This window comes from Ilyomonas limi, assembly GCF_005233845.1.
Taxonomy (GTDB): Bacteria; Bacteroidota; Bacteroidia; order Chitinophagales; family Chitinophagaceae; genus Ilyomonas; species Ilyomonas limi.
On the sequence record NZ_SZQL01000017.1, the window covers coordinates 62,764 to 87,162 of the forward strand.

Below are 24,399 nucleotides of genomic sequence, written 5' to 3' on the forward strand. Positions count from 1 at the left end.
CCTTAGCGTTTCTGTCTGCCAGCAGGCAGGGTTGCGGCTCAAACAATTATTTTAAGGATAAAAATGCAATGCAGACGATATGCAAAACCGCCTAACTTTACCCTCTGTGTTATGAAACTGTTCAACATTTTTTTCTGTTTTGTTTTCATCCTTTTCGCAGCCTTGCAGTACAACGATCCCGATCCGTATTTATGGATGCCTATTTATTTGTACACAGCAGTCCTTTGCTGGCTGGCTTTTCGCAACCATTTTTATCCTAAGGCCTATATTGCCGGTATTGTTGTATATGCTGCGTATGCCGTGTACAAAATATTTGATGCTAACGGATTGATAGACTGGATGACCAAGCACGGTGCACAAAACATTGCCGAAACCATGAAAGCCGAAAAACCCTGGATAGAAGAAACAAGAGAATTTTTCGGACTGGTAATTTTAATTGTGATGCTACTTATTAATTTCTTTTATGCCAAAAGAAAAAAACACCAGGTAGCAAACAGCCCATTGTAGCTATTTGCTTACAGCTAAGTAATCGTTATTGCGATCTCACCAAGGGCGAACGATGCAATCTGTGGATGGCAGTACAACCAACATAAACCTTTAAGATTGTTTTGCTGAATAATATTACTAAAGGCTTTATTATAAATTTCGTCTTTGGCTACTTATCTTGATTTACAGCATGACACAGATTGCTTTACTCCGTTTGCAATGATGATCTTCTACTTCACTCCTTTTTTTAACAGCTACAATTATTCTTCCTATACTAAAGACCTGATAACCCTGCATGGATTGCCGGCAGCAAATACATCGGCAGGAATATCTTTGGTTACTACGCTGCCGGCGCCAATTACACTCCGGTCTCCTATCGTTACACCGGGACAAATAACGGCGCTACCGCCTACCCAAACATCCGCTCCAATTACAATCGGCTTTGCATATTCCAGTCCCGAGCTTCTTTCTATATGATTTAGTGGATGCGTAGCAGTATAAACCTGTACATTAGGACCAAACATCGTACGGCTACCAATGGTTACCGGAGCTACATCCAATACAATACAATTGAAATTGAAAAACACTCTTTCGCCTACTTGCATATTGTAGCCATAATCGCAATAAAAAGGCGGCTGTAGCCACAAGTCCGGTGCTGCATTAGGTATCAGCTCCTGTAAGATACGGCTTCTTTCTGTTACCTCATCTTCTCGTGTATCATTAAACGCTTTTATAAGTAATCGTGTTTGCAACCTGTCTTCTACTAGTTGTTTATCCAGTGGATTGTATAGCTGCCCTGCTATCATTTTTTCCTTCTCTGTTTTCATGTGGTGAAGATAGGCGGTGCTGTAAGAAAGTTTGTGTTTTTATGTAGTTTAGTTACATAATTAAATTAACCTTTTGCCCTGCTTAAGAAACTGTATCTAAAAATATGCACAACGCCTTGTTTGATTCATGGGCAATTTGTCTACTATCTTTAGCTATGTTTCATCTTCATTACTTTCAAGGGATAGATTGTAAAATCTGGTGCAGGAATGATCACCAAAGCTTTTGTTAATAAATCTTAAGAGAACTAATTATAATGCTGCCTGTTAAGTGTATGGCAAACTGCTATTGTAATTTATACATCATCAAATCCAACGTCTTACGTTTGCCTTATAGTCGAGATAAGTTTTCCCAAAAGCTCTTTCCAAATACCTTTCTTCAGGCTTTATAATAAAGTGAGTAATAACGACAATGAGTAATGGAAGCAGCAGTAAGGTCCACCAGTTTCCAATCAGCAAGGCAAGACCGGTATAAACTAATAACAGGCTCAAATACATAGGATTTCTGGTTATTGAGTAGATGCCTGTTGTCTGCAAAGAATTAGCCGGTTTTACCGTTATGAGCGTATTTTTTGTTTTTGCAAATTGGCGTAGTGCAGGTACATTAAAGCAGAGACCGATAACAATACATACGACACCGATGATAGCTGCAATGGTAGTGCGAAAGAAAGACTTGTCAATTGGTAAAAGCTTTTGTAAGAGCAACGAAATAAGAAACATTCCTATATACACCAACGGCGGAGGAACATAAACGCCAGGGCTGTCTTTTGTGTTTGACATACTACCTACATTTATAAACTAAAGATACTTTTTATTTAATATTGTCTCTTCTTCTGCGTGATAATTATTGCCAATATATAATAAGTTATAAAAGTAATTGTGGCGAAAAGAAAAAGGCATACCAGAGATTTGCTTTTTACCTTTTACGTTTGCGTTTCGCAATACTTCCAAAGAGGTGGTTATGAGCAAAATGCATTACGCGCAGCGCTATTGAAAATGGTATAATTAATTTCTTTTCTGCTTTTAAATACCAGTGAGTATTTCTTCAACCGCTTTTATCCCCATGCTCAACCGCTGTTCATAATCGCCGCTCACTTCTGCCCAGGGCACGTTTTGGTTAATCAGAATATCGCGGTAAATATGGAATAGTTCTATGCGTGTTTGCTCATCGGGATACTCGCGCAGCTCATCCTTTACCCAGGCAATATCGGGTTTGCACAAGAGATATAAATCATACTTGCGCTGTACAATTTCATCCAGGATAAACTGGTGGCATTTACCAAACACATATTCGCACCATACTTTCATTACATATAGGTCGGTGTCAATAAAGAGTAAAGGGGAAGCAATGGTTGTGTGATGTACGATGTGAGATGTACGATGTGAGATGTTGTTATTTATTTCGCCTTGTACCACTTTTTTTTCCGCTTCCTCTTGCAGCAGCAATTGTCCTCTTGCTATAGTGAGCAAATCTTCATAGGTATAATCGGTACCGTTGTTGAGCAAATATTCCCGAGCATATTCAGCACACCAGATTGTGCCGTAATGTGCAGCCAGCAGTTGGCACAACATACTTTTGCCCGTGCTCTCGGGGCCAATCACTACTATTTTTTTAATCGCTTGCATACAACAATCCATCGGTTTTCCCTCCGCTTACTCTTCGCGTCCACGACAGCAACCCCATTACTGCCAGCACCAGCAAAACAATATACTGCACCGAGGTAAACACATAGCCTTTTATAAAATACAAGGGTATAGATGCAACGTTGGTAGCTATCCACCACCAGCTTTCTACCTTCTTTTTTGCCATCAGCCACATGCCGGTATAGGCGGTAGCAGAGGCAAACGCATCGGCATAAGGAACAGTGTTGGAGTAAAAAACCTGCTTTAAATAAGTAAGCGCTGCAAAGATGCCAATATAAAATGTAGCAAAAAACAGCAACTGATACAACCATTCTTTGGCACTGCTGTAGGTAATTTGCAATACCGTTTGATGCCGTTCATCTTTTTTTGCCCATAATACCCATCCATAAATACTCATGATGGTGTAATACAGGTTAACGCTTGCCTCGCCAAATAAGCTGCCTTTCAAACTGATATATACATAAATAATAGTATTGATAAGCCCTACCGGGTACACCAGTATATTTTCTTTACGCGAAAACCATACACTTGCAATGCCTGCCGCAACGCCTGTAAACTCCAGCAGGCTGGTGTCCTTCAGGTTTTGTATACATTCATTCCATATCTCCTGTGCGCTCATGGCGTGAAGATACAGTTGGCGATGGAGTTATATTCGGGCACAGGGAGAAATAAGTAAGCTTTTAAAAGTAAATTGGAACAATCCAGTACGTACTTTTATAAATTCAATCCATTCAAAAACAAACAGCAATTCTACCGGCAACCATTCAGCAACGAACTGTCAATTTTTACTAACTTGGTGTAAATGTTGGTAAATAAGAAAAACTAAAGCGCTGTTCTTATGATGCAAACCACTCCCTTTATTGTTCGTCTCAGTCATACGTTGCTGAGTATAGGGCTGATTATACTATTTATGTACATTGCCAAAAGCGTGTTGGTGCCGCTCATTTTTGCTTCCCTCCTGTGCATTGTATTAATGGTGCCGTGCGATTATATGGAGCGGCATCGCATGCCACGAAGTATAGCCGCTATTATTTGTTTGGTATTAGCTATTACGGTAGTGTTTACCATATTCTATTTTATCTCTTCGCAAATCATCAACTTTCGCGATGATTTGCCCAAATTGGGTCAGCAGCTTTTTGATGGTATTCATAAGCTGCAGTTGTGGATACAACAACAATTTCATCTGCGTGCATCGGTAGTAAAAAATTATTTGAATAGCGCCACATCCAATACGTTGGCGCATACTTCTGCCCTGCTAGGCACCACTTTTTCTACCGTAGGTTCTACCCTTATTTATCTGGTGCTTATACCCATTTATACTTTTTTACTGCTGTTGTATCGCAATATGATTGTAAGTTTTTTACTTAAAAGCTTTAGTGAACAACACTCGCCGGTGGTGCATACGATTTTAAACAAAACCAAAGCAGTAATAAAAGGCTATATTGTTGGGTTGGGTATAGAAATGCTGATTGTTGCTACCATGATATTTGTAGGTTTTACGGTGTTGGGTGTAAAATATGCCTTGCTGCTGGCAATGATTGTAGCGGTATTAAACCTTATCCCCTATCTGGGTATTTTTACGGCACTCCTGTTAAGTGTGCTTATTACATTTACCACCAATGCTGCCGGAACCGTGCTGGGGGTAGCTATTGTGGTGGTGTGCACGCATTTGATAGACAGCAATTTTTTATTGCCTAAAGTAGTGGGTAGCAAAGTAAAAATAAATGCACTGGTAACTATACTGGGCGTTATACTTGGCGAACATTTATGGGGTATTTCAGGAATGTTTTTAGCCATTCCTGTTATTGCATTGCTTAAAGTAGTATTTGATAGTGTGGATACTCTGAATGCATGGGGCTTTATTTTGGGCGATGAAGTAGTGATTTCCACGCCCGGAAAAAAGATTTTTAGTGTGAAGAAAAAGGTTATTAAACCGGCGGATACAAGCACCGTGGAGCAATTGGAAGAGTGATTCTTTTATTACGAAGGCAGAAAGATACAAAGGTTTATAAAAGTTCGTCAATGCGAGCGCAGCAATCTGTGAAAGATAGTACGATCAACATAAGCCATCCAGGTTATTTAACCATACAGATTAGATTATTACAAAGCCCCAACTAAGTCATCTGCATTGATTTAAAACATGCCGCAGATTGCCTCGCTGTGCTCGCATTGACTATGATGTTGCACTTTCCAATGTACATTTTGCTTTCGAACACTTCTGCTAAATAAAATACTTTATACATCTTTGTGCCTTCGCGGCTAAAAAATGCATCTATGAACAAAACCATACAAGTAGGTATTGCAGGCTTTGGAATAGCATCCAAAGTATTCCATGCACCCTTTTTAAAAGTATCGCCACACTACGAAGTAGTAGCCGTACTGGAGCGCCATCGTGAAGAATCCAAAGCGCTTTTTCCAAACGCGCAAATTGTGCGCAGCTTTGAAGAACTGCTGCAAACCAACGCCGATTTGATTGTGATTGGTACGCCTAATGAAACGCATTACCCGTATGCAAAACAATGTTTATTAGCCGGCAAGGCAGTGGTGGTGGATAAACCTTTTACCATCCGCAGTACAGAAGCAATGGAACTCGCTGCACTGTCAAAACAAACCGGCACATTACTTACTGTTTATCAAAACCGCCGGTATGTTGCCGATTATAGAACGATACAGCAAATATTGCAGCAGCAATTGCTAGGTGAAGTACATACATTTGAAGGCAATTACTTCCGCTATCGTGCCGAAGCAAAACCCAATGCCTGGCGCGAAAAACCCGAGCCGGGCAGCGGTATTTTATACGATTTGGGGCCGCATTTAATTGACCAGTGTTTGTGTTTGTTTGGCATACCCAAATTCATTACTGCCGATGTGCGGTTGCAACGTCCGCACGCAAAAGCCGATGATGCTTTTACAGTGGTGTTGGATTATGGTTTTTTACAGGCAACATTAAGAGCGGGCATGCTGGTACGAGAGCACGGGCCACACTATATTATTCACGGCACCAAAGGCTCGTTTATCAAATATGGCGACGATCCACAGGAAGCAAAACTAAAGGCGGGTGAAATGCCCTCAGAAACGTTGGGTATAGAATCTGAGGAATTTTATGGACTGCTGCACACCGAAATAAATGGAGCAATAGTGAAAGAATATGTGCCTTCGCAACAGGGGAATTTCGGTTTGTTTTACGAATATTTATACCAAACCATTGCCAACGGCGCACCACTTAAAACAACACCTTGGCAAGCATACAATACGATAAAGCTGATAGAACTGGCTTTTGAAAGCAGTAAAAAAAGATGCACGTTGCCGGTGGAAGGATTGATGGATGCTTATTGATCGATTGTAAGAACAATCTATTTTCTTTTTGAACCACTAAGACACAAAGAGCACAAAGGTTCACAGAGAATCCTGTATAGAAAATACTTTGTGTGTCTTCTTACCTTAATGCCTTTGTGGTTTAAACAAGATAGCGTATCCAGCTTTTTATTTGAAAGCAGCGCAATTATCGTCATTGCGACTGCGAGGTACAAAGCAATCCGTAGATTATAATAAAACCATCATTGATGGCTTACTTTAAATTGTATAGAGTTTCACTTCTAATGGCTTATGTTGATCGTAATAAATTTCACAGATTGCTTCGCTCCGCTCGCAATAACGATAAAGGCTTCAAACACTTGTGGACTTATTCCATAAAACAATGATCATGAAATATATTATTGCATTTCTTCTTTGCTGTTGCTTTTTCCAGCCTACACTTTTTGCGCAGCAGAAACACAGCTTTGCATTGGGCAAAGAAGATTTTCTGCTGGACGGAAAACCTTTCCAGATGATCAGCGGCGAAATGCACCCGGCGCGCATACCAAAGCAGTACTGGCGGCAGCGCATACAAATGGCAAAAGCGATGGGCTGCAACACCATTGCGGTATATGTTTTTTGGAATTATTTGGAACAAACACCCGGTGTTTTTGACTTTACCAGTGATAACAGAAACATAGCGGAGTTTATAAAATTATGTCAGCAGGAAGGCATGTGGGTATTACTGCGTCCCGGACCGTATGTGTGTGCTGAATGGGATTTTGGCGGATTGCCTGCCTGGCTGCTACAAAAACCCGACATTAAAGTACGCTGCATGGATAGCACGTATATGAAAGCCGTAACAAACTACATAAACAGGCTGAGCAAAGAAGTAGCGCCACTGCAATGCACCAATGGCGGACCAATACTGATGGTGCAAATAGAAAATGAATACGGCAGCTACGGCAACGACAAAATCTATCTGGAAGCATTGAGAAAACTATGGCTGTCAAACGGTATCAATGTGCCATTTTATACGGCTGATGGACCTACAGATTTTATGCTGGAAGCAGGCAACATAGATAGTGCTGCAATAGGACTTGACAGCGGCGGCAGCGATGCAGATTTTGCTACCGCAAAAAAACATAATCCGGATGTTCCGGTTTTTAGCAGTGAAACTTATCCCGGCTGGCTTACCCATTGGAAAGAAGCGTGGCAACATACCGATACAGCTTCGCTATTAAAAGAAGTGAAGTATTTATTAGACCATAAAAAATCGTTCAACCTGTATGTGGTGCATGGCGGCACTAATTTTGGCTATTGGGCAGGTGCCAATGCCTTTTCTCCTACGCAATATCAGCCCGATGTAACCAGCTACGATTACGATGCACCTATTAATGAAATGGGACAGGCTACGCCAAAATATTTTGCTATCCGCAAGCTTCTTAAACAATATGTGTCATATCCAATACCGGATGTTCCAAAGCAGCCGGAAGCTATAAAGGTTGCTCCTTTTACCTTACAGCCTTTTACGAGTATCTGGCAACATTTGCCTACACCTGTTCATTCGCCACAGCCTGTACCAATGGAAAGTTTACATCAAAACAGCGGCTTTGTATTGTACAGCACTACCTTAATCGGGCACAAAAGCGGCAAGCTGACCATTACCGAACCGCGCGATTTTGCCTTGGTGTTTCTGGATGGAAAATTTATTGATACGGTATATAGAGATGGTGGTAAATGGACGATTGAACTGCCTAAAACAAATAGCAAAAACCCCAAGCTGGATATACTCGTTGAAGCAATGGGACACATCAACTTTGCGCAATACATGATAGACCGGAAAGGCATTACAGACAGGGTAACGTTAAATGGCATGACGCTGATGAACTGGAACATTTATAGCCTGCCTATGGATGAACAATTTATACAGCATCTGCAACCAACCGCTTCAACAGATACAGCAAGAAATAGCATCTTTTTCAAAGGCAGCTTTAGCATTGATACGCCTGCAGATACTTATCTGGATATGCAACATTTTAAAAAGGGTATTGTTTGGGTAAACGGACATAATCTCGGACGTTACTGGAATGTAGGCCCGCAGTTTAAATTTTATTGTCCTTCTAACTGGCTGAAAAAAGGCAGTAACGAGGTAATTGTTTTTGATATGCACCAAACAGAAGCAGCACAAATAGAAGGTGTAAAAAGTTTGTATTAAAATAAATGCCGAAGCATTTTTATAGGACGATAAACAAGAACTTCATAATAATTAGTTTATTCATTCTATTCAATAGCATTATAACATTTACAATTACTTTGTGCAGTGCTATTTATTAAGAGCAAAAAAATTCCATTATTATTTATGATGGAATTATAGGAAGAAAATAAAAATTAAATACTAAACAGTTGTGTTTTCACTCTACAGTTTAAAACCAACCGTCAGTATCACATTATTCTGATTGTTTTTATACGATGCAAAAGTGTTGGCTTTATCCTGTAAGCGATAGGGGAAATCTACATTTTTATTCATTACATACGCGTAGCCTAAATCAATAAAAATCCCCTTGTTTCTGTAACCCAAACCGCCGCCTAATTGCGTGATATTGGAAGATAAGTCGCTGTTTTTGTAAGGATTGCCATAGTATGCGCCCCCCAATCTTACCATCAATGTATTAAACTTCAGTTCGCCGCCCAGCCGGAAGTTAAAAGCCCCTTTATAGTTTGCCTTGATAATGCTTTTAAGCGCATCATAATAAGAATTGGAGCTGGAGGATTCGGCATCTGTTGCCGAAAAGGAACCGGAAGAATAAGTGTTATATTCTACATCAGCAGTTATAAAACCTCGTTGCTTTGTTACGTCACTTACTTCGTTTATCACATACGAGGCACTCGCAATAAATTTCCAGGGCGAATTTGCACTATAACGCGTACTGCCAATACCACCATCTATAAACCGTGTAGAACTGGATTGATAAGGCGCACTGCCTTCTGCATCGGTGATCATGCTGGCACTTTCTCTATCTGTTAAAATATAAAAAGAGGGTGTGTGCACTGCCAGCCCAAGCCGCACCTGACCAGCGGGTTTGTAAATAAGACCTATTTTACCATTTAAGCCGGCACCATTAGTAGTCAGTTTATCATTCCACTCCGAGTAGTTAAAGCCATTATTTGTATTATCCGTTGCATCCGACTCTCTGAAAAAAGTATTGCGGGTATAGCTTACAATAGGAATACCAATTGAAAGCCCCCAATAAAATTTATCATTGGTGTTAGCAGCATATCCCAAAGCTATCTCATAAATGCCGCCGCTTGTTTTAATGGTTTTTTCCTGGTTGAGTGCGCCGCCGTTTTGCAGGATAAATTCAGGATAACCTTTTATAATACTACCATTATTAAATGTATCAATCAGGTACGTATCAATAGCCAGCGAGGAGCCAAAAGCAAAAGACGGATCATTCAATACTGCATCGAAATTGGAATAGCCACTGCGCGCCACTTCTTCGCTAAACTGTTCCGAGTAGCTGCTGTAGTCATTCAATCCTTTATAAGTAAGCGTATTATTAAAATTAGCCGTTTGACTTATACCAATGCTAAATGCCTCACTTCTGTTGCGACTGTATGGGCTGCCATTACCAAATACAGCGCCTGTAGTACCGAGGTTAAAACCCGTTTTATTGCTTTGAAAACTGGTGCCGCGAAAATCTGCCTTGTTGTTGTTGAATCTAAACCCTGGACTTATAACAATTTCCGATGTTCTATACATACCCAGCCCCGCAGGATTTACGTACATGGCACTTATATCGCCCCCCAGCGAACCCATGGCACCGCCAATGGCAATGCTGCGGGCAGTACCTTGCTGCTGAAAATAGCTGTAGCGTAAAACATCTTCGGGCAATTGGGCATAAGAAACTATGGCTGCCACAAAAAGCAGCATAGCCGTAAATAAACACTTTTTCATTAATGGTGTTTTTTCGTCAGTCAATTCTTTAGTTTGATATTAAACCAAAGAGTGTACAGCAACAATTGTACGCTTTAATGGCGTGGTTGCCTTGATACACCGCCGCCACCGCCTGAACTGCTGCTGCCGCTGCTGCTCGAAGGCGTAAAGCTTCTTACAGGTGCAGAATTGTTGTTGTTATTGAAGTTGCTGTTAGAACGGTTAACATTGTTGTTATTAAGGCTATTATTCCGGTTGTTATACCTGCTGCCGTTATCATTAAAGCCGGGGATATACCTGCCGTTTGTTCTGCTGCGATTGTTATTGTTGTTGTAATTATTGTTAGCATAACTGCCAAGCAACGGACGGTGTACACCATTAACCTTTCTTGTATTGCTTGTAAACACCGGCATGTACCCGTAACCATAATTGTGACCGAAATAGCCGTTATACGGCGTGTAATAACCATATGTTGGATAATAGCTGTTAAACCATCCATACGGACGGATAGAAGCAAACGGACTATAGTAATAGCTTAGACCCCAACTGTTAAACATAAATGGATTGAAGCTGTTGTAGCCGTAATAGTTGTTGAAGGCATAGCTTGGGCTATACCAATAGTCATAATCGTCCAGCGCACCCCAACGGTAGCGGTCCTGTATCTTCATGCGCAGGTAATTGTCTTCGCTGCTACTGGTATAATCATCGTAATTATTATTGTTACGCTGCTGGTAGCGGTCATATTGCCTGTTATTATTTGCCGAAGCATAAGCTTCTGTTTTTTCTTTTGCCGGAGAATAATACACATCATCCGGTGTTTGTCCCTGACGGTATGCAGTAGAGCAACTGGCAAGGCCTATGGCGATAGCTAAAACGCTAAGTATTCTCCTCTTCATAACTGCTTTTCTTTTAAGACACTAAATTACTACTTTTGCGCTGCCTAAAAAAGATAAAATTAAAAGAAATAAATGCCGGATGCTGTAATAGCTTAAAGCCGGTAGCTGATTATGAGCAAAGAAATAACATCGCGGAGCAGCGACTACTCACAGTGGTACAACGATCTGGTAATTAAAGGGCAGCTTGCCGACTACAGTGCGGTGCGTGGCTGCATGGTAATAAAGCCTTATGGCTATACACTTTGGGAGAATATGCGGGATGTGCTGGACAAGATGTTTAAAGAAACCGGGCATACCAATGCTTACTTTCCGCTCTTTGTTCCAAAAAGCTTGTTTGAGGCCGAAGAAAAAAATGCAGAAGGCTTTGCCAAAGAATGTGCAGTGGTTACGCACTACCGCTTAAAGGCGAACCCCGATAAAAAAGGTGCGCTAATGGTAGATCCAGAAGCAAAGCTGGAAGAAGAATTGGTAGTACGCCCCACCAGCGAAGCCATCATTTGGAACACCTATAAAACCTGGATTCAGAGCTATCGCGATTTGCCAATATTAGTAAACCAATGGGCAAACGTGGTGCGCTGGGAAATGCGTACGCGCTTATTCCTTCGTACGGCAGAATTTCTGTGGCAGGAAGGTCATACTGCACACGCTACCAAAGAAGAAGCCGTTGCCGAAGCAGAACAAATGCTCCGCGTGTATGCCGATTTTGCAGAAAACTATATGGCAGTGCCGGTGATACAAGGCGTAAAAACACCAAACGAACGTTTTGCGGGTGCTGAAGAAACTTATTGCATAGAGGCCATGATGCAGGATGGTAAAGCATTACAAGCAGGCACTTCGCATTTTTTAGGGCAAAATTTTGCAAAGGCATTTGATGTAAAATTCAGCGATAAAAATAACAAACTCGATTATGTGTGGGCTACAAGCTGGGGTGTAAGCACCCGGCTGATTGGTGGATTGGTAATGGTACACAGCGATGACGAAGGGTTGGTGCTGCCGCCCAAAATTGCTCCCTTACAAGTGGTAATTGTGCCCATTTTTAAAGGCGAGGAACAAAAAGCAAAGCTGGATGAAAAAGTAAAAGGTGAAATTTTACCAGCATTAAAAGCACTCGGTATTTCGGTAAAATACGATGATAACGACAACAACCGGCCCGGCTGGAAGTTTGCAGAATATGAATTGAAAGGTGTGCCGGTGCGCGTTGCAATAGGTATGCGCGACCTGGAGAATAATGTAGTAGAAGTTGCCCGCCGGGATACGAAGGAAAAGAAACAATATAGTCTGGATGGCTTGCCCAATGCTTTACAAAATTTATTGGACGATATTCAGCAAAGTATGTTTGAAAAAGCAAAAGCTTCTCGTGATGAGCATATCACTAAAGTGGACACGTGGGATAAATTTGTAAAAGTGCTGGACGACAAAGGTGGTTTTATTTTGGCACATTGGGACGGCACTGCAGAAACAGAAGAAAAAATAAAAGAACTTACAAAGGCCACCATTCGCTGTATTCCCTTAAATAATGAATTGGAAGAAGGTAAAGATGTTTTAACAGGAGCGCCTTCTAAGCAACGTGTGTTATTTGCAAGAGCGTATTGATATTCTTAATCGTTTTTATGTAAAAGGCAACGTCAATTGTTGCCTTTTTTCTTTATCATATATTATCTATTTTTACTAAAATGGATGTTATATGTCAGCAATACAACTATTACCAAGATACACTTACGACGATTATATACAGTAGGAAGGGAAGTGGGAAGTGATATATGGAATAGCGTATGCGCTGGCGCCTGCACCAGTTCCAAAACATCAATATGTAGCGAGTAATCTTGCTACTGAATTTAATATTGCTCTAAAGAAATGTAAAAAATGCAAGGTATATCAACCGGTAGATTACAAGGTAACAGATGAAACAATTGTACAGCCGGATTTATTTATTACCTGCAAAGAAATCAGAAAAAAGTACCTTGATTTTCCGCCTGCGTTGGTAGTTGAAATTTTATCGCCTGCAACAGCCTTGAAGGACAGGCATACCAAATTTGATATTTATCAGCAGCAAAGAATACGGTACTATTTAATCGTTTCGCCGGAGGAGGAAACAATAGAAGTGTACGAAATAGAAAACGAAGAATATGCGCTTCGCAAAAAAACACATGCTTTTACTTACACTTTCACATTAGAAGATTGTGAAGCAACTGTTGACTTCAGTGAAATATGGTAAATGTTCAAGAAGCTTTTTCAGCAAGGCTTCTGATTGTTCCTGTTAAAACTGCCCAGCTATATTTTTGTTTTTCTGCTTGTAAGTAAGGCAAAAAATAACTTTCTCCCAAAGCATACAACCTCCATATTTTATCTGCAATATCCTGTGCATTAGGTTCGGCTACAACACCTACTTTTTCATCGGGCACCAACGCGGGTAAGCCACCCACATTTGTTACCAGCATGGGTTTTTCAAAATGATAGGCCAATGGCGTAACCCCGCTTTGCGTTGCATTTCGGTAAGGTTGTATTACAAAATCGGCAGCGCTTAAGTAATATTTTACTTTGCTGTCTTCAATAAAGGAAGTGTGCAGGTAAATAACATCCTGAATGTGCAATTGTGCCAATTGCTCCCGGTAAGGCTGTTCATCTTCATAAAATTCGCCCGCTACTAATAGTTTAATACCAGCATTTCGCTCTTTTAAAATCTTCATTGCATCAAACAAAATATCCAATCCTTTGTATTTGCGGATAAACCCAAAGAATAAGATGATTTTTTCTGTTGCAGGAAGATTCAGGTAAGCACGTGCTGTTTCTTTACTAACCGCTTCTCCAAAATTGTCGTATAGCGGATGTACAATTTGTTTAGCGGGTTTATTTGTAAATTGCTTTAGGTCATTCAACACTTTAGCACTCATCGTAACAAATGCGTCCACAGGTTTTACAAAATACCGGGTAAATTGTTTATCACCAGGGCGGTGCTCATGCGGAATAATATTATCGGCAATACACACCACTTTGGTGTGCTTATTTTTTTTTGCTATACGCAAGATAGTACCCAGGCAAGGTCCCATAAAAGGCAGCCAGTAACGCACCACAATTATATCGGGACGTAATTTTTTCAATGCCTTACCCACCTGTATCCAATTAATCGGGTTAACAGAATTGATACGCACTTTAATGCAAATATCATCCGGTGCCGGCTCGCTGGAATATTGGGTAGTGCCGGGAAAAAGAAAGCCGGGATATTGTAATGAAAAAGTGTAAATGCAAACATCATCCTGCTCATGCTGAAATTGCCGCGCGAGCCGCTCGTTAAAAGAAGCCAGTCCACCGCGGAGCGGGTGCGCGGGACCAAGAATAACTACCTGTTGATTCATGCTACAAATAACCGGAAAGAAAAGGAGAATGTAAAAGGAGATGTCGGCAGTTGGTTTAAATTGTCGTTATTGCGAGCGGATTGAAGCAATCTGTGCTAAGCTTTAACAATATAAATGGCTTAGATACAAGTTTATTGTAAAGTAATTACTATCATTCATCATTGCAGACATATTTTGATTTTATTACTACCCACAGCTTGCTGTGCTCGCAATGACGAGTTGTTACCTCAATCCTATTTTATCTTCAACCAAATAATTATTCCTTTCCGAAGAATTTCGGGAAATCATTTCCGCCAGAAAGCCGGTTAAGAACAATTGCATACCCAGTATCATCGCTACTAATGCAATATAAAACGATGGACGATTGGTTAGTGCAAAATCTACATCAACTATCTTGGCTATAATAAGATAAACAAAAATAACAGAGCCTATAAAGAAAAAAAGCGTGCCGTACATGCCAAAAAAGTGCATAGGTCTTTTGCTGAAGCGGCTAACAAAAGTAATGGTGGTAAGGTCGAGAAAACCATTTAAAAAACGCTCCCAGCCAAATTTTGTAACACCATACTTGCGGGGCCGATGCTCCACCACCTTCTCTCCTATTTTCTTAAAGCCCGCCCACTTGGCAATCACCGGAATATAGCGGTGCATCTCGCCATATACTTCAATGCTTTTGACAACTTTTTTACGGTACGATTTCAACCCGCAATTAAAATCGTGCAGTGGTATGCCCGATATTTTGCGGCTTACACCATTATATACTTTAGACGGGAGATTTTTAGTAAGTGCATTATCATAGCGCTTTTTCTTCCAGCCGCTTACAAGGTCATAGCCGTCTTCCGCGATCATGTTGTACAATGCCGGAATTTCATCGGGCGAGTCCTGTAAATCGGCATCCATCGTTATTACCACATCACCTTGTGCCGCCAGAAAACCTTCGTTCAACGCAGCCGATTTGCCATAATTGCGCTGAAAACGAATGCCTTTGAAATACTGATTCTTTGCAGCTATATGCTCCACCACCTGCCAGCTATTGTCGGTGCTGCCATCGTCCACCATTATTACTTCGTAAGTAAGATTATTTGCTTCTACTACGCGCGTTATCCATTCGCTCAGTTCGGGCAAAGATTCTTCTTCATTAAAAAGGGGAATAATAATAGAAAGGTTCATTACTGCGGTTCGCCTATTTGATTTATTTGAGAGAATGGGTCGGCTTGAATTTTTTTAGGAATAGCAGCCCCGATTAATGAGGCAATAGTACCAATGAATAAATTTCCAAACAGACTTCCACCCAACGTACTTATCACAAACATTTTAGAAACCATGGCTAATCCTTTATCCCGTTGGTCATCTGTTATCTTCGGGTTTTTATTCATCTGGTCCTTTATTACATCCAGCATGTGCACCTTATAATCGGGAAAGGCATAAATAAAAATCACCATAAAGAAAAAAACTATTAATGCAGCAACACAAACAGATTTAAATCCATATCCAAAACAGCTACCATAAGTTACTACATTGTTTTTTGCTTTTGCCCAGAGGTTAATAAATACAATGATAATAACGATAGATACAGCCATTGGAATAAAGCTGGTAAAATCTCTGTGATAGATAAGCCCCGTAAAATAATACAGTAGGAAAAGGACTATTGAAACTAAACCTATGATAAGCCCTGCCGTTGCGGGTTTTATTTCTTTTTTTTCCATAGCCATTATATATTTAAAAATAAATTGCCTTTATTAATAACACCTGCTACTTTCCCATTCAATTCTTTATTTAAAAAAGGTGTGTTGCCCGATTTGCTCTTATTGTTTTCTTCGGTAAGCAATGTTTTTCCAGAGCGGTTGAATAAAGTGAGCTCTGCTCTTTTACCTTCCTGTATTGTAGCTACCGGTAAGTTAAAAATAGTTGCAGCATTAATAGAAAACAGTTTTGTTAGGGCTTCATTGGCTAATTGCGGCAATACCGTTTGCACCACAGCAAAAGCCGTTTGCAACCCAATCATTCCCGGCTTTGCATATTCAAACTCACATGTTTTATCGTCCCAGTGCTGCGGAATATGATGTGTGGCAATACAATCTATCCATCCGTCCAACACTGCCTGCCGCAAAGCATCTCTGTCTGCCGGCGTGCGCAATGGCGGTTTTACTTTCAGGTTCGTATCGTAAGACCGTAAATCCTCGTCACAAAAATACAAATGATAAGGCGCCACACTACAGGTAATCTGCAAACCTTCTTCTTTGGCTCTTTTTATTAATTCCACACTTTTCGCTGTAGAAATACCGGTGATGTGCAACTTACTACCGGTGTATTTCAAGAGTTCAATATCTCTTTGTATAATCAGTTCTTCGGCGATGGCCGGTATGCCGGGCAATCCTAATTGTGTGGAAACAATGCCCTCGTTTATCAAGCCATGCGCGTTGATACTTTTATCTACGGGCAATTGTATCAGCACGCCGTCAAATGCTTTTACATACTGCAATGCCTTGAGTAAAATACCAGCCGACTGTACAGGCTGTAGTCCATCGCTAAAAGCTACTGCGCCGCTGTAGTACATATCATACATTTCAGCCAATTCTTTGCCCTCGCAGTTCTTGGATACTGCACCAATCGGATGAATACTAACCGGGGTATCTTTTGATTTTTGAACAACATAACTCACCTGCGTTTTGGTAGAAAGCACCGGTTGTGTATTTGGCACTACCAACACTTGCGTAAAACCGCCTGCCAGGGCTGCGGCCGCGCCGGTTTCTACTGTTTCTTTGTGCTCAAAACCGGGGTCGGCAAAATCGGCAAACACATCTACCCAACCCGGCGATGCAATGAGGTTAGGTTCATCCACCACCTCCTCTGCTGCTGCCTCAATAGTATCATTTATCGTTTGAATGAATCCATCTTGTACTAAAACATCTTTAACTGTATTGCAATAAGGAGAACTGGTATCGGCTATTAAAACTTTTTTCAGCAAGATATTCATGCGAAAGGACAAAATTTATCGCAAGATAGGTGGATTTTTATAAAAACACTTTTACATTTGCAGCCCTTACTGCCGAAGTGTAGTTGATTAACAGGAATTTCGGGATGTAGCGCAGCCCGGTAGCGCACACGTCTGGGGGGCGTGGGGTCGCAAGTTCGAATCTTGTCATCCCGACAGTAACCGTATCAAACAACAATGAAAGCCTGTAAATAATTGTATTTACAGGCTTTTTGCTTAGGATGTTTAACATCTTACATATTTTTATACCTGGTGTTTGGCCCTTTGCCCTCGTTAAGCTCTGCCTATTCTTCTGCACACTTACCATTTCGTGGAACGCTGTAATTATACCATATATCGTCATAACTACTTACAATTATTTATGCATCTGCAAAACACCATCCTGCATTTTAACAGGCTTACTGATTTATAATGGTAAAGAAGCTGAAAACGGCAGGTTCTGCCACAACGCCTTGCTGCATTAAGCCAGGACGTGGGCTGCGATCCCAAGGTGGCAAAAAACCGGCGTTGTAATAATCACTTCCCGTTTTTATTTCGGTCCAGTTCTTACCTTCTTCGCTCCAATAAAACCTGCATTGGTAACCTTTGTCTATTTTCATTTTTAGTTGCAAAGGCATTTTTACCCTTATTTCTTCTTCCGCCAAAATCATTCTTTTTTGGTTCTTTACTTCCCATATCTGTACCGTATTGTTTTTGATACCAATGCCTACCGACTGACCTGCATCGCCATAAAGCACCAAACCTTTTAGCGAGGCATTGTAATTGACTATTACTGTAGTGATTTCGTAATCGCCGCTTAGCGGGCGCACAGTCAACGCTGTTCCGGTAAGATTATCTGCAGCCGTTTTGCCGGAGAGATATAGCTTACCTTCTTTTACTTTATAATCTGGCTGTGTATGACGAAAATCCCATTGCCAGGCACCAGACAAACTATCTTTTGAAAAATCATCCCTAAAGTTCTTTTTTATCGCTACTTTCTCTCCTAAAGGTTGAATGTATGGCCAACCGGTTTGCGCATCCCAGGTTACTGCTGCCAGCATGCCTTGTCTGCCGGTATATACACCATCCGTTTTGCTATACGCATGATACAGATAAAAATCTTTTCCTTCTTTGGAGGTTACAATTGTACCATGCCCCGTGCATTTCCAATCTTCCGTTTGGGACAGGATGGGGTTATTAGAAAACCTGACATAAGGCCCCTTCAACGAAGCAGACCTCGCTACCGCTACCTGATAACTACAACCACCTCCGCAACAATTTCCTACAGAATAAAACAAATAATAGTAGCCATTCCGCTTCACCAGGCACTGACCTTCCAAACCCTTTTTTTCATCATCGCGCAGCAGCATAAACGGTTCTCCTTCTACTTTCAATCCATCATTTGAAAGCCGGCTGCCCAAAATCTCAATCGGGCGCTGATCCAGCCCGTATGCTTTCCAGGTGATGTATAATTTACCACTATCCTCCATCACAAACGGATCAATAGCTTCTTTTCCAAACTCCAGCAAAATACCATGATCGGTAAAACCTTTTGCGGGATCCTGAGAAGTAGCCACACCAATGCAGGAAATACCATCGCTTTTTTTCCTTGCAACATAATACACATAATACATTCCATTATGGTAAAAAAGTTCGGGCGCCCAAAAAGACGCTGATGCCCAGGACGGCGTTTTTGAAAACACATAACCGATCTGCTGCCACTGCAATAAGTTGGTAGATTGAAACAACGGATAATGCGGCGCCCACTCCGAGGAAGTACCCGAGGCATAATACATATCGCCCTGCCGTATGATGGAAGGGTCGGCAAAATCACCTGGAATTACAGGATTTTCCTTGTTCTTGCTACTATCTGCCGGATAGATTGCAGCTATTTCATGCTTGTTTTGGCTTATTGTATTTTTTTTATGAGAATAACATTCTGCCTTATCACTCAAAAAATAAACAAGCGAAAAGAAGAAAGGCAGCAGAAAGAGTGTTTTCATGTTATTATTTTAAACGGGTAAATGTAGTGAAGAATCCATTTGGCACCGGTAGCATTCCACAAGTGACTAACCTCTATCACGGTGCAGTACATACCCAGGTTTTAGCACATCTGAACTTCACCAACCCCTCTATTTTGGTAAATTCTCTAAGCATAATACAGAAATGAGTTCTGCACAATATAATAGTAAAGAGGAGCTGAGACAGCTCCTCTTTACCAAACTTATACCATCGTATTACTCAAATAGGAAGATCAATAACCTTTATCACTATTGGATGGCAACTCATTATTGGTGTCTATTTCGCGCTGAGGATACGGGAATATATTATATCTTGGATTAACGCTTATACCTTTAGCTGCCTGAACTCTTTCCTCAAGCTGGCCTGTCCTTACCAAATCAAACCAACGGTGACCTTCGGCAGCAAGCTCCTTTCTTCTTTCTGTAAGTATTTCCGCTCTGAAAGTTTCTAGGTCGTTAATATCCACATATGTGAGACCAGCCCGGTTTCTCACCATTTCCAGGTAATCATTTGCAACAGTTAAGTTCCCGAGTTCTGCTTCTGCCTCCGCGTACATAAGGAGTACGTCAGCATATCTTATCACAGGAAAATCCTGCTGCGAATCGCCCCCGTTCGGCTCTACCGACTGATCCCAGTACTTTTGAAAATAAGGATCACTGAGTTTCACAACACTGCCATCGTCTGCTACAAATTCTGTCATAAAGGTGACGCTCTTTCTTTCGTCGTCATCAGAAAATGAATTATATAAATCCCAGGTGGCTACTTGCCAGCCCTGGGTATTCCTGACGTTACTCCTCTTTTCTGTAAGCTCTTTGGGTAGCAGCCTTACATTAAATTGCCCGAACTCCCAAAAAGAAATGGTGCCGCCAGCATCGCCATTACTAACCGAAAAAATAGCTTCCTTGCCATTCCTGTTCGACTGTTTAAATACATCTGCAAAATGCTCCCATAACCCATATTTATTTGATCGGATTACTTCCAGCGCTTTGGCCGCAGCTTTATCCCACTCCTTTCTTGTCAGGTACACTTTCGCAAGCAACGATTTTGCTGCACCGCTCGTTGCCCTTCCTTCCTCAATGTCTCCATCGGCGGGTAAAGCTTCTGCTGACTGAAGATCACTGATTATCTGTGCATAAACGTCATCCACACTGGAGACACCGATGTTAATAGGCGCGTCTTCGGTTGTTATAAGCGGAATCGGACCGTACATCCTTACCAGGTTGAAATACATCAATGCTCTTAGGAACTTCGATTCATTTACAAGCCTGTCCCGCAGGGTTGGGTCCATATCTATACCGGGAATTCTGTTAATGGCAATATTTGCCACAGTTATCGTTTTATAATGGCTGCGCCATATACTGAGAATAGCCCCATTTTCCGCATTCCAGGCAAAATCATCGAGTTGATCCATCGAATTGTCGGTTTGCTTATTAGCCATTTCATCAGAAGCCAGCCCCATTGCAATCCACGTTGTACTATGGTATGGACCATCACCATTGTCAAAATAAGATCCTAAGCTGGCGTAAATGGCATTGGTTGCGGCTATAGCATCTTCTTCCGTTTTGTAAAAATTGGCACTGAATACTCTATCCTTAGGCTCTTCTTTCAAAAATTTCTCGCACGAACTTAACCAGATCACCGCGAGTAAAAAGGCCACTGCAAATGTTCTTATATTTATAAAGCTTTTCATTTTCAATTTTATTTAAGCAGGTGATAATTAAAACCCTATGTTAAGACCAACGGTGTACGTTTTGGCGAGTGGATACCCTCCATAATCAACTCCTACTATATCCGTTGTGCCACCATACGCGTTACCTTCAGGATCAAAGCCACTATAGCCGGTCACCGTCCATAAGTTCGTACCACTTACATATAATCTAACGTTGCTTAAACCCATTCTTTTCAAAGCAGATGACGGAAGATTATATCCTAACGTTACGTTTTTCAATCTCAGGTAAGATGCATCTTCGATGAATCTTGAAGAGAATACGTTATCATTGGCATCGGTGTATGCACGGGGATATTTATTACCGGGATGCTGCGGAGTCCAGCGGTTGAGTGCAACATCTGCCAGAACGTTTTGTTTTCCATTGAGATTTGCCAAATCTGCCAAATTCTGGTTGATCAGTTCATTGCCTTGTGACCCCTGAAAAAAGAATGATAAAGTAAGATTTTTAAAGCTTAGGGTATTATTAAGCCCCCAGGTAAAATCTGGTTGCGCGCTGCCGATGATCGTTCTGTCAAACTCATTTACAATACCATCGGGCGCACCACCCGGACCGCTGATGTCTTTATACTTCAGGTCTCCGGGAGCCGGATTCGTTCCCGTAAGTATAGGACTTTTGGCTATGTCGTCGGCATTCTGAAAAATTCCGTCAAACACATAGCCATAGAACGATCCAACGGGTTGTCCTACCCGGAGAACATTGCCGGCAATCAAATGAACATCCTCATCGCTTACAAGTTCAGTAACCTTATTTCGGTTTACTGAGAAATTGACCGACGTTGTCCAATTAAGCACTCCATCAAAATTGACCGAACTAAGCGACAAGTCAACCCCTTTGTTTGTGATGTTACCTACATTGGTCAGCGAACTGCCGAAGCCTGTTGTATAGGGCAGCGGAGTGCTAAGTAACAGGTCTTTGGTGTTCTTGTGATATACCTCCGCAGTAAGACTCAATCTTCCCCTAAAAACCGCCATGTCAATACCTACATTAGCCTGGTCTGTTGTTTCCCATTTTAAAAGTTTGTTAGGATATTGGATAGGCTGTCTGCCGCGAACTGCAGTTATGATATTTCCGTTACTAAAAACGCCCTCGATACCACTGCCGGATATTAATGCCAGAGACTGGTAGGGAGGAATAGACTGGTTTCCTGTTCGTCCATAACTGGCTCTGAGTTTCAGGTCTGAAATAAAGCTGACATTTTTCATAAATGGTTCCTCAGACATTCTCCACGCAAAAGCTCCGGATGGAAAAAAGCCATACTTATTGCCTTCAGCAAACTTCGAAGAACCATCCACCCTACCTGTAAGAGTGAACAGATATTTATTCATCAGCGAGTAGTTTAGTCTGCCGAAATAAGAGGCTATGCTCCATTCTGTTTCACCATTCGACAGCGGCTGAGGGTTCTCTCCTGCACTTATATTGTGCCAGCCTGTTGTGGATTCAGGAAAGCCAAAAGCATACATACTGGTCGTTTCGTTTCTAAACTTCTGGAACTCCAATCCTGCAAGTGCGTTAATACTGTTGTTTGCATTAATTTGCTTGTTGTATGTAAGCGTATTGGTATTCAGCCACGTCAATGCTTCCAGCGTAGCAATGGATGCTTCCCCCATACTGTTTTCTGTCCGCTTAAGGAAGTTAGGACCAAAAGTATTAGACTTTGTAGACAAAGCATCTATACCAAAACTGGACCTCAGTGATAAACCTTCGATAATTTCGTATTGAGCAAACACGGTTCCGAGTAAACGGGAAGTTGTAGTTACAGCTTCATACTCCCTTGCCTCCGCGATAGGGTTGGCCACTGCATCTCTCCTGTCATGAGCAAACGTGTATCCTCCCGCTCTTGAGGAATCATAAACAGGAAGAATGGGATTGAATAAAAGTGCGTTGTAAACTACCCCTTGCACAACGGGAGCAGGCCCGGTTAAAACACCATTTGTTTGCATTCTATTGTAAGAGATGTTAGTTCCGACAGTCAGCTTTTTACTAACTTCTGTTTCAAGATTTGTTCTGAAGGAATACCGGTTTAAGTCGGAACCAACTACAATACCCTTCTGAGAAAAGTATCCTCCACCAACTGCGTATCTCGTTTTTTCGTTGCCGCCAGTCACTGAAAGCTGAACATTAGCAATCGGCGCCTGCTGAAAAAGCGCTTCCTGCCAGTCGGTTCCTTTTCCTAAACTTTGAGGATTAGGGTAAACCGGCGTACGACCAGCATTTTGTTCAGCCTCATTTACCAGTTCTGCATACTGAGCAGCATTTAACAGATTTAGCTTTTTAGTAGCTTCCTGCACACCGTAGTAGGATTCAAGATTCAGAGAAGCTTTTCCTGCCTTTCCTTTCCTTGTGGTGATTAATACTACTCCGTTGGCGGCTCTTGATCCATATATTGCTGTGGCTGATGCATCTTTTAATATCTCAATGGACTCAATGTCACTGGGGTTTATGGTGGCCAACGGGCTTACCGCAGGACCTCGTCCACCAATGGACATCTCACTGGTATTACTATTGATTAATAAACCATCAATAACATATAACGGTTCGCTACTTGCATTTACAGAAGTTGTACCCCTGATTCTTATGTTCGTACCACCGCCCGGGGCACCAGTTGCCTGAACTACCTGAACGCCTGCCGCCCTTCCTTGTAATGCCTGATCAAATGTAGTTACAGGAACTGCTTTTAATTGCTCGGAAGAAATGGAGACTACCGATCCGGTGAGATCGGATTTCTTTACTGTTCCATACCCCACCACTACCACTTCGTTCAGTTTACTGGCATTTTCTACTAAAGTCACATCAAATCTGCTTTGCCCGTTTACCGCTACTTCTTTTATGGCAAATCCAACAAGTGAAAACACCAGGGTATCACTATTACTTGTTACATTGATGCGAAAATTGCCGGCGTTATCTGAAGTAGAACCAACCGTAGTATTTTTAATCATGATGCTCACTCCCGGAAGACTTTTTCCTTCTATATCTGTGACCTTCCCCGTCACAGTTTGCTGAGCCTTTATTGCAGGCCAAATGGAGGCTATTAATAAGCCTAATAGTAGCATTTGTTTCATAATGTTATTAATTAAGCAGGTATGGATGAATTGTTAGGAATATGCAGGTATTTCAAAAAATCCGGAATATAAAATGGCAGGCATTTATCGGAACTCATAGGAAGGTTTTAGCGTGTTAGAAAAATCGTTTTTGCAAGTAGGAAAATCGTTTTAGCAAGATAAAGTATTTAAATAGATATTAAA

General features: G+C 41.4%; 19 protein-coding genes and 1 tRNA gene. 7 read left to right on the forward strand and 13 right to left on the reverse strand.

Annotated features, from left to right (window positions below; translation table 11 throughout):
• Positions 1-111 precede the first annotated feature (111 nt).
• The gene (locus tag FC093_RS18580; RefSeq protein WP_170971150.1) at positions 112-507 is read left to right on the forward strand and encodes a transmembrane 220 family protein; all 396 of its coding nucleotides are present in this window, start codon (positions 112-114) and stop codon (positions 505-507) included.
• A 248-nt stretch (positions 508-755) separates the two neighbouring features.
• Here FC093_RS18580 and FC093_RS24475 read toward each other — a convergent pair whose 3' ends face one another.
• The 4 genes from FC093_RS24475 to pnuC all read right to left on the reverse strand — a co-directional run bounded on the left by FC093_RS24475 (position 756) and on the right by pnuC (position 3,573).
• Positions 756-1,313, reverse strand: a complete 558-nt coding sequence (locus FC093_RS24475) for a sugar O-acetyltransferase (RefSeq protein ID WP_137263314.1) — start codon at positions 1,311-1,313, stop codon at positions 756-758.
• Positions 1,314-1,616: 303 nt separating this feature from the next.
• Entirely contained in the window at positions 1,617-2,090 is a 474-nt protein-coding gene (locus FC093_RS18590; RefSeq protein WP_137263315.1) for a methyltransferase family protein, read from the reverse strand.
• Between the two features lie 243 nt (positions 2,091-2,333).
• Positions 2,334-2,936 (reverse strand): AAA family ATPase, encoded by a 603-nt coding sequence (locus tag FC093_RS18595; RefSeq protein ID WP_137263316.1) that lies wholly within the window; start codon positions 2,934-2,936, stop codon positions 2,334-2,336.
• Positions 2,923-3,573, reverse strand: a complete 651-nt coding sequence (pnuC, locus tag FC093_RS18600; RefSeq protein ID WP_137263317.1) for a nicotinamide riboside transporter PnuC — start codon at positions 3,571-3,573, stop codon at positions 2,923-2,925. The genes FC093_RS18595 and pnuC overlap by 14 nt, the downstream gene beginning before the upstream one ends.
• 219 nt (positions 3,574-3,792) lie before the next feature.
• On the opposite strand from pnuC, the gene FC093_RS18605 reads away from it, so the two are divergent.
• The 3 genes from FC093_RS18605 to FC093_RS18615 all read left to right on the forward strand — a co-directional run bounded on the left by FC093_RS18605 (position 3,793) and on the right by FC093_RS18615 (position 8,466).
• On the forward strand, positions 3,793-4,926 hold the full coding sequence (locus tag FC093_RS18605; protein ID WP_137263318.1) for an AI-2E family transporter: 1,134 nt from the start codon (positions 3,793-3,795) through the stop codon (positions 4,924-4,926).
• A gap of 302 nt (positions 4,927-5,228) precedes the next feature.
• Positions 5,229-6,290, forward strand: coding sequence for a Gfo/Idh/MocA family oxidoreductase (locus FC093_RS18610; RefSeq protein WP_137263319.1), 1,062 nt, complete (start codon positions 5,229-5,231; stop codon positions 6,288-6,290).
• Between the two features lie 367 nt (positions 6,291-6,657).
• Positions 6,658-8,466 carry a glycoside hydrolase family 35 protein gene (locus FC093_RS18615; protein WP_137263320.1) on the forward strand — a complete coding sequence of 603 codons (1,809 nt, stop codon included), beginning with the start codon at positions 6,658-6,660 and terminating at the stop codon, positions 8,464-8,466.
• Positions 8,467-8,667: 201 nt separating this feature from the next.
• Here the strand turns inward: FC093_RS18615 and FC093_RS18620 are convergent, their stop codons facing one another.
• Together FC093_RS18620 and FC093_RS18625 are read right to left on the reverse strand one after the other, a co-directional pair.
• Entirely contained in the window at positions 8,668-10,206 is a 1,539-nt protein-coding gene (locus FC093_RS18620; RefSeq protein ID WP_137263321.1) for an OmpP1/FadL family transporter, read from the reverse strand.
• Positions 10,207-10,280: 74 nt separating this feature from the next.
• Positions 10,281-11,081, reverse strand: a complete 801-nt coding sequence (locus FC093_RS18625) for a hypothetical protein (RefSeq protein WP_137263322.1) — start codon at positions 11,079-11,081, stop codon at positions 10,281-10,283.
• Between the two features lie 111 nt (positions 11,082-11,192).
• On the opposite strand from FC093_RS18625, the gene proS reads away from it, so the two are divergent.
• The gene (gene proS / locus FC093_RS18630; RefSeq protein WP_137263323.1) at positions 11,193-12,674 is read left to right on the forward strand and encodes a proline--tRNA ligase; all 1,482 of its coding nucleotides are present in this window, start codon (positions 11,193-11,195) and stop codon (positions 12,672-12,674) included.
• A gap of 160 nt (positions 12,675-12,834) precedes the next feature.
• Positions 12,835-13,296 (forward strand): Uma2 family endonuclease, encoded by a 462-nt coding sequence (locus tag FC093_RS18635; RefSeq protein ID WP_137263324.1) that lies wholly within the window; start codon positions 12,835-12,837, stop codon positions 13,294-13,296.
• A 4-nt stretch (positions 13,297-13,300) separates the two neighbouring features.
• Here the strand turns inward: FC093_RS18635 and FC093_RS18640 are convergent, their stop codons facing one another.
• The 4 genes from FC093_RS18640 to FC093_RS18655 all read right to left on the reverse strand — a co-directional run bounded on the left by FC093_RS18640 (position 13,301) and on the right by FC093_RS18655 (position 17,408).
• Positions 13,301-14,434, reverse strand: a complete 1,134-nt coding sequence (locus FC093_RS18640; protein ID WP_137263325.1) for a glycosyltransferase — start codon at positions 14,432-14,434, stop codon at positions 13,301-13,303.
• A 222-nt stretch (positions 14,435-14,656) separates the two neighbouring features.
• Positions 14,657-15,601 (reverse strand): glycosyltransferase family 2 protein, encoded by a 945-nt coding sequence (locus FC093_RS18645; RefSeq protein WP_137263326.1) that lies wholly within the window; start codon positions 15,599-15,601, stop codon positions 14,657-14,659.
• Positions 15,601-16,137 carry a DUF4199 domain-containing protein gene (locus FC093_RS18650; protein ID WP_170971151.1) on the reverse strand — a complete coding sequence of 179 codons (537 nt, stop codon included), beginning with the start codon at positions 16,135-16,137 and terminating at the stop codon, positions 15,601-15,603. Before FC093_RS18650 ends, FC093_RS18645 begins: the two co-directional genes overlap by 1 nt.
• 5 nt (positions 16,138-16,142) lie before the next feature.
• Entirely contained in the window at positions 16,143-17,408 is a 1,266-nt protein-coding gene (locus FC093_RS18655; protein WP_137263328.1) for a dihydroorotase, read from the reverse strand.
• 100 nt (positions 17,409-17,508) lie between these two features.
• Between FC093_RS18655 and FC093_RS18660 the strand changes: the two genes are divergently transcribed.
• A tRNA-Pro gene (locus tag FC093_RS18660) sits at positions 17,509-17,582 on the forward strand.
• A 242-nt stretch (positions 17,583-17,824) separates the two neighbouring features.
• Here FC093_RS18660 and FC093_RS18665 read toward each other — a convergent pair.
• The 3 genes from FC093_RS18665 to FC093_RS18675 form a co-directional block, all read right to left on the reverse strand.
• Entirely contained in the window at positions 17,825-19,408 is a 1,584-nt protein-coding gene (locus tag FC093_RS18665) for a family 43 glycosylhydrolase (RefSeq protein ID WP_137263329.1), read from the reverse strand.
• A 251-nt stretch (positions 19,409-19,659) separates the two neighbouring features.
• Entirely contained in the window at positions 19,660-21,117 is a 1,458-nt protein-coding gene (locus FC093_RS18670; RefSeq protein ID WP_137263330.1) for a RagB/SusD family nutrient uptake outer membrane protein, read from the reverse strand.
• 27 nt (positions 21,118-21,144) lie between these two features.
• A complete protein-coding gene (locus tag FC093_RS18675; protein ID WP_137263331.1) occupies positions 21,145-24,216 on the reverse strand; it encodes a SusC/RagA family TonB-linked outer membrane protein in 3,072 nt (1,023 codons plus the stop codon).
• Positions 24,217-24,399 lie beyond the last annotated feature (183 nt).